At 66.7% G+C, this 14,995-nt stretch carries 16 protein-coding genes; 12 read left to right on the forward strand and 4 right to left on the reverse strand.

What is annotated here, in order from left to right; genetic code table 11:
- Both argB and slmA read left to right on the forward strand, forming a co-directional pair.
- Entirely contained in the window at window positions 1–903 is a 903-nt protein-coding gene (gene argB / locus E4634_RS14615) for an acetylglutamate kinase (RefSeq protein ID WP_135445163.1), read from the forward strand.
- 87 nt (window positions 904–990) lie between these two features.
- The gene (slmA, locus tag E4634_RS14620) at window positions 991–1,638 is read left to right on the forward strand and encodes a nucleoid occlusion factor SlmA (RefSeq protein ID WP_135445165.1); all 648 of its coding nucleotides are present in this window, start codon (window positions 991–993) and stop codon (window positions 1,636–1,638) included.
- A 14-nt stretch (window positions 1,639–1,652) separates the two neighbouring features.
- Here the strand turns inward: slmA and E4634_RS14625 are convergent, their stop codons facing one another.
- Window positions 1,653–2,312 carry a DUF4124 domain-containing protein gene (locus E4634_RS14625; RefSeq protein WP_135445167.1) on the reverse strand — a complete coding sequence of 220 codons (660 nt, stop codon included), beginning with the start codon at window positions 2,310–2,312 and terminating at the stop codon, window positions 1,653–1,655.
- A 75-nt stretch (window positions 2,313–2,387) separates the two neighbouring features.
- Window positions 2,388–3,032, reverse strand: coding sequence for an orotate phosphoribosyltransferase (gene pyrE, locus E4634_RS14630; protein WP_135445169.1), 645 nt, complete (start codon window positions 3,030–3,032; stop codon window positions 2,388–2,390).
- 269 nt (window positions 3,033–3,301) lie between these two features.
- Here pyrE and E4634_RS14635 point away from each other — a divergent pair, with 269 nt between their 5' ends.
- On the forward strand, window positions 3,302–4,069 hold the full coding sequence (locus E4634_RS14635) for an exodeoxyribonuclease III (protein WP_135445171.1): 768 nt from the start codon (window positions 3,302–3,304) through the stop codon (window positions 4,067–4,069).
- Window positions 4,070–4,081: 12 nt separating this feature from the next.
- On the opposite strand, the gene rph is transcribed toward E4634_RS14635, so the two are convergent.
- Window positions 4,082–4,804, reverse strand: coding sequence for a ribonuclease PH (rph, locus tag E4634_RS14640; protein ID WP_135445173.1), 723 nt, complete (start codon window positions 4,802–4,804; stop codon window positions 4,082–4,084).
- Between the two features lie 129 nt (window positions 4,805–4,933).
- Here rph and E4634_RS14645 point away from each other — a divergent pair, with 129 nt between their 5' ends.
- From E4634_RS14645 to E4634_RS14685, 9 genes are all read left to right on the forward strand, one after another.
- Entirely contained in the window at window positions 4,934–5,803 is an 870-nt protein-coding gene (locus E4634_RS14645; protein WP_346763343.1) for a YicC/YloC family endoribonuclease, read from the forward strand.
- Between the two features lie 38 nt (window positions 5,804–5,841).
- The gene (gmk, locus tag E4634_RS14650) at window positions 5,842–6,456 is read left to right on the forward strand and encodes a guanylate kinase (protein WP_135445175.1); all 615 of its coding nucleotides are present in this window, start codon (window positions 5,842–5,844) and stop codon (window positions 6,454–6,456) included.
- Between the two features lie 95 nt (window positions 6,457–6,551).
- Window positions 6,552–6,818 carry a DNA-directed RNA polymerase subunit omega gene (gene rpoZ / locus E4634_RS14655; RefSeq protein ID WP_135445177.1) on the forward strand — a complete coding sequence of 89 codons (267 nt, stop codon included), beginning with the start codon at window positions 6,552–6,554 and terminating at the stop codon, window positions 6,816–6,818.
- Between the two features lie 42 nt (window positions 6,819–6,860).
- Complete coding sequence (spoT, locus tag E4634_RS14660; RefSeq protein WP_135445179.1) at window positions 6,861–8,984, forward strand: bifunctional GTP diphosphokinase/guanosine-3',5'-bis pyrophosphate 3'-pyrophosphohydrolase; 2,124 nt, start codon at window positions 6,861–6,863, stop codon at window positions 8,982–8,984.
- Window positions 8,985–9,037: 53 nt separating this feature from the next.
- A complete protein-coding gene (locus tag E4634_RS14665; protein WP_135445181.1) occupies window positions 9,038–9,421 on the forward strand; it encodes a RidA family protein in 384 nt (127 codons plus the stop codon).
- 72 nt (window positions 9,422–9,493) lie between these two features.
- Window positions 9,494–11,560, forward strand: a complete 2,067-nt coding sequence (recG, locus tag E4634_RS14670) for an ATP-dependent DNA helicase RecG (RefSeq protein ID WP_135445182.1) — start codon at window positions 9,494–9,496, stop codon at window positions 11,558–11,560.
- Window positions 11,561–11,605: 45 nt separating this feature from the next.
- Entirely contained in the window at window positions 11,606–12,250 is a 645-nt protein-coding gene (locus E4634_RS14675; protein ID WP_135445184.1) for a chorismate--pyruvate lyase family protein, read from the forward strand.
- A 12-nt stretch (window positions 12,251–12,262) separates the two neighbouring features.
- Entirely contained in the window at window positions 12,263–13,141 is an 879-nt protein-coding gene (ubiA, locus tag E4634_RS14680) for a 4-hydroxybenzoate octaprenyltransferase (protein WP_240725195.1), read from the forward strand.
- Window positions 13,142–13,153: 12 nt separating this feature from the next.
- Window positions 13,154–14,302, forward strand: coding sequence for a GNAT family N-acetyltransferase (locus tag E4634_RS14685; RefSeq protein WP_135445186.1), 1,149 nt, complete (start codon window positions 13,154–13,156; stop codon window positions 14,300–14,302).
- Window positions 14,303–14,395: 93 nt separating this feature from the next.
- Here E4634_RS14685 and E4634_RS14690 read toward each other — a convergent pair whose 3' ends face one another.
- Window positions 14,396–14,995, reverse strand: coding sequence for a DUF938 domain-containing protein (locus E4634_RS14690; RefSeq protein ID WP_240725196.1), 600 nt, complete (start codon window positions 14,993–14,995; stop codon window positions 14,396–14,398).

Raw genomic sequence — 14,995 nt, forward strand, 5'->3', positions numbered from 1 at the left:
ATGTCACTGCAACGCGACGCAGCACTGAATATCGCCAAGGTACTCACCGAGGCCCTGCCCTACATCCAGCGCTTCACCGGCAAGACCATCGTGGTCAAGTTCGGCGGCAACGCCATGGTCGACCCGCAACTGCACGAGAGTTTCGCCCGCGACGTGGTGCTGATGAAACTGGTCGGGATGAACCCGGTAGTGGTGCACGGCGGCGGACCGCAGATCGGCTCGCTGCTGGAAAAACTCGGCATCCACAGCGAATTCATCGAAGGCATGCGGGTTACCGACGAACAGACCATGGACGTGGTGGAGATGGTGCTCGGCGGCAGCGTGAACAAGGACATCGTCTCCTCGATCAATCGCAACGGCGGCAAGGCCATCGGTGTGACCGGCAAGGACGGCCAGCTGATCCGCGCGCGCAAGCTCAAGGTGACGCGCAACCAGCCGGGCATGAACGCGCCGGAGATCATCGATATCGGCCACGTGGGCGAGGTCGACCAGATCGATGTCGAGGTACTCAACGTCATTCTGGGCAGCCATTTCATCCCGGTTATCGCGCCCATCGGCGTCGACCGCGAGGGCCACAGCTACAACATCAACGCCGACCTGGTGGCGGGCAAGCTGGCGGAGGTCATGCAGGCAGAAAAGCTCATGCTGCTCACCAACGTGGCAGGCCTGCTCGATGCCGAGGGCAAGGTGCTCACTGGTCTGAGCACCACCCGGGTGGATGAACTGATCGCGGACGGCACCATCCACGGCGGCATGCTGCCGAAGATTGGCTGCGCCCTGGATGCGGTCAAGTCCGGCGTCGCCAGCGCTCACATCATCGATGGCCGCGTGCCCCACGCGGTGTTGCTGGAAATCTTTACCAACGAAGGTATCGGCACACTGATTACCAACCGGCGCGACTGAAACGCGCCGGAAAATTGCAGTGGTTCTTGCAGCACTGACGGGTAATCGCTAGCATGAGGGCTTGTTCGCTGTCACGTACCCTCGCGCATGCCACCTAAAAAATCACAAAGGCGCCAGCAGATTCTGGAAGCACTCGCCCAGATGCTGGAAGCCAACCCGGGCAGCCGCATCACCACCGCCGGGCTGGCCAGGCAGGTAGGGGTATCCGAGGCGGCGCTTTACCGCCACTTTCCCAGCAAATCAAAGATGTTCGAGGGACTCATCGAGTTCATCGAGGAAACCCTGTTCAGCCGCATCAAGCTGATCCTCAACGAGGAGCCCACCGCCGCGGCGCGCTGCGAGAAAATGCTCACCCTGCTGCTCGCGTTTACCGAGCGCAATCCCGGCATTACCCGCATCCTGACCGGCGACGCCCTGGCCGGGGAGACCGAGCGGTTGCACGCCCGTGTGGCGCAGCTTTTCGACCGTTTCGAGACCCAGCTCAAGCAGGTGTTGCGGGAGGCGGAACTGCGCGAGGGCCTGCGCCCCGCAATCGCCCTCCCCGCCGCCGCCAACCTGCTGATGGCAGCGGCCGAGGGGCGTATTTCGCAATACGTTCGTTCGGAATTTCGGCGCTCGCCGACTGAGGACTGGAAAGCGCAGCTGGATCTGCTGCTGGCCGGCTTCTTTCGTGACGCGGTGAGCCAGACGCTGCCCGGCCAGGCCGGCTACGCCCGGCCCGCAAGCCAGGCCTGACCCACGCGCCGCATTCAGCGGCGCGGATCTTCCACCGCTTTGTCCCGGGACCGCCCGGCGCGCTCATCCAGGGCCTGGCGCCGGAACTCGACCATATCCTGAATCTCCTCGAAACGCGCGATATCTGCAGCGAACGCTGCCTCGACGTCGGCAATCTCTTCCTCGCGCTCGCCGATGGAGCGCTCGGTGGTAGCGATTTCCGACTGCAGGTCGCTGATCGCCGAGAGGTGATCGGCGCCCACCTTGCGACCGCGTCGCTCCAGTTCGGCGGCCTCCGACTGGTAGTTCTCGACCTGCTGTTTCAGGCCGCGCCGGTTGCTCTTGAGAATACTCACGCGGATGCGCAGGTCGTTGAGCGCCCGTTCCCGGGCGGCCTCGATATCGGCCACGGTGCTGTAGCGACGCAGCAGGGATTCGTCCCATTCGCGCATGCGCGCTTCCTCGCGCTGCGCTTCCAGCTCCTGCTCTTTGAGGGCATCCGCCGCCTTTTGCTCTTCCTCGCTGAGCTGGCGCGGTACCACCCTGAGCACGACGCCCTTGGAGTTGACTACTTCATAGCCGTTCTTAACGAATTCGGGGGGGACGTGATCGTCGATGACCGTATTGCCGGAATGGTCCTTATAGCGGTACAGCTCAGCCGCAACGCCCATGACGGGACCGGCGAGCGCAAACATGGCTATCCAGGCCCTGGTAAGCGAGGGGGTAATTCTCATGGCGACAATATATGCGCTGTACACAATGTGAGCAAGTCACACCCCGTACTGCTCGCGGTAGGCGCGCATCGCGTCCAGGGTGCCCTCCGGTGCAGCCCCGGACTGCTCCAGGTAGTCGATGATGTGCGCCATGTCGATGATGCTGAGCACCGGGATACCATGGTTCTCCTCCAGCTCCTGGATCGCCGAGCGCTCACCGGCGCCGCGCTCCTGGCGGTTGAGTCCGATGACCACCCCCGCTGGCTGCGCCCCGGCAGCCTCGACCATGGCAAACACCTCGCGCACTGCGGTGCCGGCGGTGATCACGTCGTCGATCACCAGCACCCGGCCGGTGAGCGGAGCACCCACCAGGACTCCGCCCTCGCCGTGGTCCTTGGCCTCCTTGCGGTTGTAGGCGAAGGGCACATCCATGGCGTGGTGGTCGGCCAGGGCGATTGCGGTGGCTGCCGCCAGCGGTATGCCCTTGTAGGCCGGGCCGAGCAGGACGTCGAACGCGATGCCGGAGTCGGCGATGCGCTGGGCATAGCAGCGGCCGAGGGCGGCCAGGGCCGCGCCGCTGGCAAATGCGCCGGCGTTGAAGAAATAGGGGCTGACACGGCCGGACTTCAGCGTGAACTCGCCGAAGCGCAGCACCTCGTAGCGACGCGCCAGTTCGATGAAGTCTCTCTGGTAGTCCAGCATTGGTGGTACTGCTCCCGGCAGGCGGGCCGACGCCGGGCTTTGTAATCCCCGGCATCCCCCGATAAAATGGACGGTCACCCGCACCGCGCCGCGCTCAGACCACCAGCGGTATCCTTATTGAGGCGCTAAACAGCCTCGCGACCGGCGGATTGCGGCAATCTCACTCTATGAGTTGATTCACATGAGTTGATTCACCCGGCCGGGCCTTCGACCTGTGCGGCGCGGGAGGGCTCAGGTATGATACACGCTCTCGAAACAAGGGACTATGCATGAGGATCATCAGCTTCAGCGCCGACGGTTTACGCAACGCCGCTGACCAGGGGTTTTACGACTGGCTCCAGGAGCAGGACGCAGACTTCGTCTGCATCCAGGACCTCGGCTGCTCGGAGTACGACCTGCAGGCCGACGTGTATTTTCCCGCGGACTACAACCCCTATTTCCTGGACAACGTCGACGGCAAGACCAACGGCGTGGCCATCTACTGCCGCAAGCTACCCAAGGCGATCATGAGCGGACTCGGGTTTACCGATTTCGACATGGAGGGCCGCTACATCCAGGCCGACTACGAGAACATCAGCGTCGGCTGCCTGCTCGCCCCCTACGCCGCCCCCGGCGACGCCGACCAGCTGGCGCGCAAGCAGGAATTCTTCCAACTGCTGGGCAACCACCTGCAGAAAGTGCGCAACAAGCGCCGCGAGTTCATCATCTGCGGCAACTGGCAGGTCGCCCACACCCCCGACGACGTCGAGGACACCGAGACCAACAGCACCCTGCCGGGCTTCCTCGCCGAGGAGCGCCAGTGGATGAACGAGCTGTTCGAGAACGGCTACGTCGACGCCTTCCGCGAGATCAACAGCGACCGCGACGAGTTCAGCTGGTGGCCGGACGGCAACCGCGAGGGCGGCAATGGCTGGCGCACCGACTTCCATGTCGTCTCCAAGGGTCTGCAGTACTCGGTCGATTACGGCGCGATCTACAAGGTGAAGGAATTCTCCACCCACGCGCCGGTCATCATGGACTACGACATCGAGCTGTAAACCAACCGGCGCTCAGCCTTCGGCGAGCGCCTGTTTCTGCACCTCGATCAGCTGCTGCACGCCGGCACTGGCCAGGTCCAGCATGGCGTCCAGTTCCGGGCGGCCGAACGGGGCGCCCTCGGCGGTACCCTGCACCTCGATGAAACCACCGTCCTCACCCATGATCACGTTCATGTCGGTATCCGCCGCGGAGTCCTCGGCGTAGTCGAGGTCCAGCACCGGCACCCCGCGGTAGACACCCACCGAGACCGAGCCGACCATCTGCAGCAGCGGGTCGGTGGTGATCAGCTTTTTCCGCTGCAGGTAATTGATGGCGTCGACCAGGGCCACGCAGGCGCCGGTAATCGACGCGGTGCGCGTGCCGCCATCGGCCTGGATCACGTCGCAGTCGATGGTGATCGTGTACTCACCGAGCTTCTTCAGATCGATCGCCGCGCGCAGGGAGCGCCCGATCAAGCGCTGGATTTCCACCGTGCGCCCGCCCTGCTTGCCGCGCGCCGCCTCGCGGCCCATGCGCGTGCCGGTGGAGCGCGGCAGCATGCCGTACTCGGCGGTCACCCAGCCGCTGCCACTGCCGCGCAGGAAGCGTGGCACACCCTCCTCCACCGAAGCGGTGCAGATAACCCGCGTGTCGCCGAAAGCGACCAGCACCGAGCCCTCCGCGTGACAGGTGTAGTGACGGGTGATGTCGATTGCTCGCAGCTGGTCGGGGGCGCGGCCGCTGGGTCGTTGCATGGTTTTGCTCCGGTGGAAAAATGCGACCCAGTATACGCGAGGAGCGCTCGCGCGTACTGGGAGGCACCCGGGCAAACTGCTAGAATCCGTGGTTTTCATTCTTCCGTTCATTGGTTCAGGGGCCCCCACGTGACACGAATCCGCAGCATGACCGCGTTCGCCAGGGAGAGCGTCAGCAGCGGCCTGGGCCTGCTCACTGTCGAGCTGCGCACGGTCAATCACCGCTACCTGGACTGCAGCTTCAAGCTGCCGGACGAACTGCGCGCCCTGGAGCCGCAATTGCGCGATCGCCTCGGCCAGCGGCTCAACCGCGGCAAGGTCGACTGCATGATGCGCATCCAGCCGCTGGCCGGCCGCGGCCGCGAACTGGCGCTCAACAACGACGCCCTGGACGAACTGCTGGCCGCCGTCGACGAGGTCGCCGGGCGCATCCACACGCGCAAGCCCACGGCGCTGGAAGTGCTGCAGTTCCCGGGCGTGTGCGGCGCCCCGGAGCAGTCCGAAGAAAGCCTGCAGGCTGCCGCCAGCGAGCTGTTCGCGACGGCGCTGGAATCACTGGTCCAGCACCGCCAGCGCGAGGGGGAGAAGCTCGCGGCACTGGTCCTCGAGCGCCTCGAGCTGCTCGCCGGGCAGGTCGCCAGCACCCGCGAGCAGGTGCCGGAACTGCGCCGCCTGCAGCGCGAGCGGGTGATGGGACGCATCGCCGAGCTGGGCGTGGATGTCGACCAGGGCCGGCTCGAACAGGAGCTGGTCTACCTGGCACAGAAGGCGGATGTCGACGAGGAGCTGGACCGCCTGGATGCCCATGTCGGCGAGGTGCGCAGGGCCCTGGAAAAGGGCGGCCCCTGCGGCCGGCGCCTGGACTTCCTGATGCAGGAGCTCAACCGCGAGGCCAACACGCTGTCGTCGAAATCGACCTCCAGCGATACCACGCAGAGCGCGGTGGAGCTGAAAGTGCTGATCGAGCAGATGCGCGAGCAGATCCAGAACATCGAATAAGCCAGAACACTGAATAAGAAGGGAACGAGATCGCCACCATGAGCACCGGCACCCTGTACACCGTCTCCGCGCCCTCGGGCGCCGGCAAGACCAGCCTGGTCCACGCGCTGGTCGAGTCGAGCAGCACGCTGCGCGTCTCGGTCTCCCACACCACCCGGCCCATGCGCCCCGGCGAGACCGACGGCGTGGACTACCACTTCGTGGAGAAGGCCGAGTTCGCGGCGATGCTCGAGCGCACCGAGTTCCTGGAACACGCCCAAGTGTTCGGCAACCTCTACGGCACCTCCCAGCGCTGGGTGGAGGAACAGCTGGCTGCCGGCATCGACGTCATCCTGGAGATCGACTGGCAGGGCGCCCAGCAGGTCAAGCGCCTGCGGCCGGACACCCTGGCGATCTTCATCCTGCCGCCCTCGCGGCTGACCCTGCTGCAGCGCCTCACCGGCCGCGGCCAGGACGACGCCGCCACCATCAACGACCGCATGGCCAAGGCGGTGGAAGAGATGTCGCACTATATCGAGAGCGACTACCTGGTGGTCAACCAGGACTTCGACCGCGCCCTGGCCGACCTGCAGGCCATCGTCCGCAGCCAGCGCCTGGTGACCGACAAGCAGCGCCTGAACCTCGCCGGCCTGCTACAGCAACTGTTCGACTGACCGCCGAATCACCACTATTCACGCTGGAGCAGGCGTGGGCGTAGGGGTATAATTTCCGGTTCCATTTTATTGCCTATTAACAGGAAGGTTCAGCAATGGCTCGCGTCACCGTAGAAGACTGCCTGGAACACGTCGCAAATCGCTTTGAGCTGGTCATGGTCGCCAGCAAGCGCGCCCGGCAGTTGGCCACTGGCGGCAAGGACCCGATGGTCGAGGAAGAGTCCGACAAGCCCACCGTCATCGCCCTGCGCGAGGTCGCCGAAGGCCACATCACCCCCGAGATCCTCGACCGCGAGGACGAGCTGGACGCCGAGGAAGAACTGGCCGGCGTCATGATGGAGGTCGACAACGAGGCCCTCTAAGCCGACCGGGCATCGCCGCGGCAGCCGGGGGTTCATGTTCCGATGAATGCCTTGCAGAGCCTTGATGCCTTCAACGCCCAGCTCCGGGGCTACCTGACCCCGGAGCAGAGCAACCACGTCATTCGCGCCTACTATTTCGCTGAACAGGCGCACTTCGGGCAGCTGCGACGCAGCGGCGAGCCCTACGTCTCCCACCCGCTGGCCGTCGCCAGCATCCTCGCCGACATGCACATGGACCACCAGAGCCTGATGGCTGCCATGCTGCACGACGTGATCGAGGACACCGGCATTCCCAAGGCCGCGATCAGCGAACAGTTCGGCACCGCGGTGGCGGACCTCGTCGATGGCGTGAGCAAGCTCACCCAGATGGAGTTCGAGTCGCTGGAGGAGAAACAGGCGGAGAACTTCCAGAAGATGGCCATGGCCATGGCGCGCGACATCCGCGTCATCCTGGTCAAGCTCGCCGACCGCCTGCACAACATGCGCACCCTCGGCGTGCTGCAGTCGAGCAAGGCCCGGCGCATCGCCCGCGAGACCCTGGAGATCTACGCCCCCATCGCCATGCGCCTGGGTATGAACAGCGTGCGCATGGAGTTCGAGGACCTCGGCTTCACCGCCCTGCACCCGATGCGCGCCAGCCGTATCGAGGCGGCGCGCAAGAACGCCCGCGGCCGGCGCAAGGAGCTGGTGGACAAGATCCGCCAGCAGATCGAGGCGACCCTGGAGCGCGAGGGCCACCAGGCCGAGGTGATCGGCCGCGAGAAACACCTGTACAGCATCTACCGGAAGATGAAGTCCAAGCGGAAGTCGTTTTCCGAGATCATGGACATCTACGCCTTCCGCATCATCGTCGACTCGGTGGACACCTGCTACCGCGTACTGGGCTGCATCCACTCCCTGTACAAGCCGGTGCCCGGCGAGTTCAAGGACTACATCGCGATTCCCAAGGCCAACGGCTACCAGTCCCTGCACACGGTGCTGATGGGCATGCACGGCGTGCCCATCGAGATCCAGATCCGCACCCGCGAGATGGAAGAGATGGCCAACAACGGCATCGCCGCCCACTGGCTGTACAAGAGCGAGTCGCAGTCCGCCAACGGCAGCCACCAGCGCGCCCGCGAGTGGGTCGCCGGCCTACTGGAGATGCAGCAGCGCGCGGGCAACTCGCTGGAATTCATCGAGAGTGTGAAGATCGACCTGTTCCCGGACGAGATCTACGTGTTCACACCGAAAGGACGCATCTTCGAACTGCCGCGCGGCGCCACCCCGGTGGACTTCGCCTACGCGGTGCACACGGATGTCGGCAACAGCTGTGTGGCCTGCCGCATCAACCGCCGGCTGGCACCGCTGTCCGAACCGCTGCAGAGCGGCCAGACGGTGGAGATCCTCACCGCGCCGGGGGCCAGCCCCAACCCGTCCTGGTTCAACTACGCGGTGACCGCCAAGGCGCGCACCAACATCCGCCACTTCCTCAAGAACCAGACCCGGGACGACTCCATCGGCCTCGGCCGGCGCCTGCTCGACCGCGCCCTGGCCTCGCTGGACAGCAGCCTGGACAGCATCCCCGTGGACGAGTTGCAGGAGTACCTGCGCGAACACGAGTACGAGCGCCTCGAGGACATGCTGGAGGACATCGCCCGCGGCAACCTGCTGCCGGCGATCATCGCCCAGGCCCTGCTCGGCGTGGTCGACCCGGAAAAAACCGACGCCGAACACGCACAACCGGTGGCCATTCGCGGCACCGAGGGCATCATGCTCACCTACGCCAAGTGCTGCCACCCGATTCCCGGCGACCCGATCGAGGGCTACCTCAGCTCGGAAAAGGGCGTGGTGGTGCACCGCGAGCAGTGCCGCAACCTGAACGAGATCCGCGACAACACCGACCGCCTGGTGGCCCTGCGCTGGGACGACCGCGTCGAGGGCGACTTCGGCGTACAACTGCGCATCGAGGTGGAGAACCGCCGCGGCATGATCGCGGTGATCGCCACGCGCATCAACGCCATGGGCGTGAACATCGAGAAGATCTCCACCGAGGACAAGGACTACCAGTTCACCTACGTGGACATCGAGATCCTGGTGCACAACCGGGTGCACCTGGCCCACATCATGAAGCGCCTGCGCGGCATCAACCACGTGCGCCGCGTGACCCGCTTCAAGGCCGGCTGAACCCGGCCACCATCGACCCGACATCACAAGAAAAGTTGTACAAGGAGTACCACGTGAGCAACCGCGCGATTATTTCCACACCCAATGCACCGGAGGCCATCGGCCCCTATTCCCAGGCCGTGAAAGTGGGCAACACCGTCTGGATCTCCGGGCAGATCCCGCTGGTACCCGGCAGCATGGAGCTGGTGCAGGGCGATATCACCGCCCAGGCGGAACGCGTGTTCGACAACCTCGCGGCGATCGCCGAGGCCGCCGGCGGCAGCCTCAACCACGCGGTCAAGGTGAACATCTCGCTCACCGACCTGGGCGATTTTGCCGCGGTCAACGAGGTCATGGCGCGCTATTTCAAGGAGCCCTACCCGGCGCGCGCCTGCGTGCAGGTGGCGGCGCTGCCCAAGGCCGTGGATATCGAGGTCGAGGCGATTCTCGCGGTCTGAAGCGTGGCGCCACTCCCGTCCCCACGCCGGCCGGGTCCTGCGCGTCGCGTCGCCGCTGTGGAGCGCGGCTAGATGGTCGGGATCGCCGGCGACCCGGTCTCACAGCTGCGCGGCGTCGGCCCCAAGCTGGCCGGCAAACTCGCCGAGGCGGGCATCCACCGGGTGGAGGACCTGCTCTTCCACCTGCCCCTGCGCTACCAGGACCGCACCCGGGTCACCCCGATCGGCGCCGCCCGCGAGGGTGACGATGTGGTGGTGGAGGGCGAGGTGCGCCTGGCGGACATCGCCTTCGGCCGCCGCCGCAGCCTGGTAGTGCGCCTGCAGGACGGCAGCGGCACCCTGAGCCTGCGCTTCTTCCACTTCTCCGCGGCGCAGAAGAACGCACTGCAACCGGGTACCCGCCTGCGCTGCTTCGGCCAGGTGCGCCGCGGCGGCAGCGGCTACGAGATGTACCACCCGGAATACCGCCGCGTGGAACCCGGCAGCGAACCGGTGGCCGAGACCCTCACCCCCATCTACCCGACCACCGAGGGCATCGGCCAGCAGCAGTGGCGCAACCTGTGCGCCCAGGCCGTGACCCGGCTGCGCGGCGCGGCCCCGGCGGAACTGCTGCCCGCGGATGCGCGCCTGCGCTACGGCCTGGCCCAGGCCCTGGACTTCCTGCACGCCCCGCCCCCTGACGCGCCTCAGGCACAGCTGCGCGACGGCGAGCACCCGGCCCAGCTGCGCCTGGCGCTGGAGGAACTGGTCGCCCACCAGCTGTCGCTGCAGGACCTGCGCAACCTGCAGCAGCGCGAGGGGGCGCCGCAACTGCATGGCGGCGAGGCGCTGCTGCAACAGTTCCTCGGCGCCCTGCCCTTTACCCCCACCGCGGCGCAGCAGCGGGTCATCGCCGAGATCCGCGAAGACCTGGGCCAACCGAAACCGATGTTGCGGCTGGTGCAGGGGGACGTCGGTTCGGGCAAGACCCTGGTCGCCGCCGCCGCCGCACTGCAGGCCATCGCCTGCGGCTTCCAGGTGGCGGTGATGGCGCCCACGGAGATCCTCGCCGAACAACACCGCATCAACTTCAGCCAGTGGTTCGCCCCACTGGGCGTAGAGATCGCCTGGCTCAGCGGGCGCAGCAAGGGCAAGGCGCGCGAGCGCACCCTGGCCGCCATCGCCGCGGGCGAGGCCGGGCTGGTGGTGGGCACCCACGCCCTGTTCCAGGATGACGTACAGTTCGCCCGGCTCGGCCTGGTGGTGGTCGACGAGCAGCACCGCTTCGGCGTGCACCAGCGCCTCACCCTCACCGAGAAGGGCGCGCCCGGCCAGGGGCGCCCGCACCAGCTGGTGATGACCGCCACGCCGATTCCGCGCACCCTGGCCATGGTCGCCTACGCCGACCTCGACTGCTCGGTGATCGACGAGCTGCCCCCCGGGCGCACGCCGGTGGAGACCGTGCTGATCGATAACCAGCGGCGCCAGCAGGTGGTCGAGCGGGTCGCCGCCGCCTGCGCCAGCGGCCGCCAGGCCTACTGGGTGTGCACCCTGGTCGAGGAGAGCGACGCGCTGCAGGCGCAGGCCGCCGAGGCCACCGCCAGCGAACTTGCCGGAGCTCTGCCCGAGCTGCGCGTGGGCCTGGTCCACGGCCGCCTGAAAAGTGCCGAGAAGGACGCGGTAATGACGGCGTTCAAGGCCGGCGAGCTGGACCTGCTGGTGGCCACCACGGTCATCGAGGTCGGCGTCGACGTGCCCAACGCCAGCCTGATGATCATCGAAAACCCCGAGCGCCTGGGACTCGCCCAGCTGCACCAGCTGCGCGGGCGGGTGGGCCGCGGTGAGGCCGCCAGCCACTGCGTGCTGCTCTACCAGTCGCCCCTGTCCGCCAACGGCAAGCAGCGCCTGACCGCCATGCGCGAAAGCAACGACGGCTTCTACATCGCCGAGAAGGACCTGCAGCTGCGCGGCCCGGGCGAGGTACTGGGCACGCGGCAGACCGGCCTCATGGAATTTCGTGTCGCGCGCCTGCCGGAGCACGAGCACCTGCTGCCACAGGTGCAGGACATCGCCGCCGACATCCGCAGCAACCACCCGCAACTGGCCGCGCCGCTGATCCAGCGCTGGACCGGGGCTGCACAACGCTATGCGAAAGTCTGAGGGGGTCATTGCGCGCGCCCGGGGGATACCGCATTCTCCCCCGACATGACCCGCGTTACCGCCACACCCGAGCCGACCCGTCGCCGCGTCGCCAGCGAACCCCGCTGGCGCCTGGCCGAGCGCTATACCGGCGGCGAACTGTCCGCCCGCTGCCGCGCCTGGCTGCTCGACGACGGCTCGCTCACCGGCCGCCTGATCGAACTGCGCCAGGGCGCCTTCAGCGTGCGCCGGCTGCACCAGGGCTGGGAGGTTCCGCTGCCCTCGGAACAGCGCCTGCTGGACCTGCCACAGCGACAGGTGGCGATTGTGCGCGAGGTAGTGCTGCGGCTCGATGAACGCAGCGTGGTATTCGCACGCAGCGTGATCCCGGTCTCGAGTCTCGGCGGCAACCTGGCGCACCTGCGGCGCCTGCAGAACAAGCCCCTGGGTGCGATCCTGTTCCGCGACCCGGGCATGCGCCGCAGTCCCTTCGAGCTGGCCCGGCTGCGCGGCGACAGCGACTACCTGCCGACACAGCTGCACCAGGCCGAACCGGCCTGGGCGCGGCGCTCCTGCTTCGTGCTGCAGGGGCACGGTCTGATGGTGTCCGAGGTGTTCCTGCAGGCATTCACGCCATGGGACGCGGTCCTGCCAGTGCACCGCACCCAGCGCGGCAAGGTCAGCGCTGCAATTCTCAACCCGACACAGTAAGCTGGCGTTTTGATGTCCGCGACCAACCTGATGCCCGCGCAGTCGAAACTCCAGGCGCTGTTGCAACTGATCCGTTTCAACCGCCCCATCGGCACCCTGCTATTGCTGTGGCCCACCCTGTGGGCCCTGTGGATCGCCGCGGGCGGTTTTCCGGAACCCGGCCTGCTGGCGATCTTCGTGCTCGGCACGTTTCTCATGCGCTCCGCCGGCTGCGTCATCAACGACCTCGCCGACCGCCACTGGGACGGCGGTGTCAGCCGCACCCGCGGCCGCCCGCTGGTCACCGGCAGCGTCACCCCGGGGGAGGCGAAGCTGTTGTTCGTCACCCTGTTACTGCTGGCCTTCGGCCTGGTACTGCTGACCAACCGGCTCACCGTCGAGCTGTCCTTCATCGCCGCGGCGCTGGCGGCGATCTACCCGTTTACCAAGCGCTACACGCATTTCCCGCAGCTGGTGCTGGGCGCGGCTTTTTCCTGCGGAATCCCCATGGCCTTCGCCGCCCAGACCGGCGAGCTGCCCGCCGGCCTATGGCTGCTGTACGCCGGCAACCTGCTGTGGACCATGGCCTACGACACCAAGTACGCGATGGTCGACCGCGACGACGACCTGGTGGTCGGCATAAAGTCCACCGCCGTGTATTTCGGTCGCCGCGACCGCGTGGCTGTGGGCCTGCTGCAACTGGGCTTCGGCCTGTGCATGCTGGCCGCCGGCAGTGTGTTCGGCATGGGCCTGCCCTATTACCTGGGGCTCGCCGCGGCGGCGCTGCTGTGCGGCTACCACCAGTACCTGATCCGCGAGCGCGACCCGGCGGCCTGCTTCCGTGCGTTCCTGCACAACAACTGGGTTGGCGCGGCGATCTTCGCCGGCATCCTGGTCGATTACGCCGTGTAGGCCGGGGGCGCGATGCAGCTGGAGGCGGAATTTCTCACCAGCCTGGCACAGGTACCGGCCGAGCAGTGGCAGGCGCTGTGCGGCGACGACTACCCCTTCCTGCGCCACGACTTCCTGCTGGGCCTGGAACAGACCGGCTGCACCACCGCCGAGTCCGGCTGGCAGCCCTGTCATTTGGTGCTGCGCGAAGCCGGCAAGCCGGTTGCGGCGCTGCCGCTGTACCTGAAGTCCCACTCCTACGGCGAGTACGTGTTCGACTGGTCCTGGGCCCAGGCCTGGCAGCAGGCCGGGCTCGAGTACTACCCGAAGCTGGTGAGTGCCATTCCCTTCACCCCGGCCACCGGTCCGCGCCTGTGCCACGCCCCTCACCTCGATGAGGCGCAGGCCTGGCGGCTCGCGGTGGAGGCCGTCACCGAATTCGCGCGGCGCCAGGAGCTGTCCAGCTGGCACCTGCTGTTCCCCGAACAGGACGTCTCCGTGCGACTGTTACAGGCAGAGCAGCTGCCCCAGCGCCGCGCGGTGCAGTTCCACTGGTTCAACCGCGGCTTCGGCAGCTTCGACGACTTCCTCGACACCTTCGCCAGCCGCAAGCGCAAGAACCTGCGCCGGGAGCGGCGTCGGGTGGAGGAGCAGGGGCTGGAGCTGCAGACCCTGGTCGGCGACGCGATCAGCGAACAGGACTGGAGCACGTTCTACCGCTTCTACCAGCTCACCTACGCCAAGCGCAGCGGCCACGGCGGCTACCTGACCCGCGAGTTCTTCACCCGCGTCGCCGCCGGCATGGGCGAGCAGGTGATCATGGTCATCGCGCGCCACGCCGGGCAGCCAGTGGCCGCCGCGCTGTACTTCCGCTCGGCGGATACGCTGTTCGGGCGCTACTGGGGTTGCGAGCGGGAGTTCGACTGCCTGCACTTCGAGGCCTGCTACTACCGCGGCATCGAGTACTGCATCGAGCAGGGCATTGCGCGCTTTGACCCCGGTGCCCAGGGCGAGCACAAGATCCAGCGCGGTTTCGAACCGGTCGAGACCTTCTCCAACCACTGGATCGCCGATCCGCGGCTGCGCGCCGCGGTGGCAGACTTCACCCGACGGGAATTACCGCACACCGAGGCCTACCGGCGCGAGGCGGCGACGCTGCTGCCGTTCAAGCAGGGGGACTGACGGGGAAGCCAGGCCGAACCACGGTTCCGGTTTGTTGCGCGGGGCTCTTGTTGAGCGCGGCCTTTGTTAAGCGCGATTTTTGCTGAGCACGGTTCAGGCGGGCTTTCGCCACACCAGCAGGCGGTTGTTGGCGGGCATGGCGTTGTCCTGGGCCAACTCGAAACCCGCGGCCTGCGCCAGGGCGTCGACCTTCTCGAAATCGCGTATCGCACTGAATGGACTGCGCGCCGCCAGCCACTGGTCGAAACGCGCGTTGCTCTCGGAAGTGTATTCGCCGCCGTAGTTGAAGGGGCCGTAGACGGCCAGCACGGTGTCCGCCTCCGCCCGCTCCGACAGTTCTGCGAACAGGTCCTCAACCGAGGCCCAGGGCATGATGTGCAGGCTGTTGGCGCTGAACAGCGCGTGCGGCACCTGCGGCGGCCAGGGGCGTGCGCTGACATCCAGCACGGTGGGCGGCGCCAGGTTGTCGCCGGCGTAGTGATTGCAGCGCGGCAGCAAGGTGGCGAGGTTGTCCGGCATCTCGGTGGGCCGCCAGCGCAAATGCGGGAGCTGTTGCGCGAACCAGGTGGCGTGCTGGCCGGTGCCGGAGGCGATCTCCAGTACCTCGCGGCGGTCGGCGAATACGCGCGCCAGCACATCGAGTATCGGCTGCTTGTTATTCTCGCAGGACAGGGAGAAAGGCAGCGCGTCCAC

Origin of the sequence: Mangrovimicrobium sediminis (assembly GCF_004745945.1) — a bacterium.
GTDB classification, from domain to species: domain Bacteria; phylum Pseudomonadota; class Gammaproteobacteria; order Pseudomonadales; family Halieaceae; genus Mangrovimicrobium; species Mangrovimicrobium sediminis.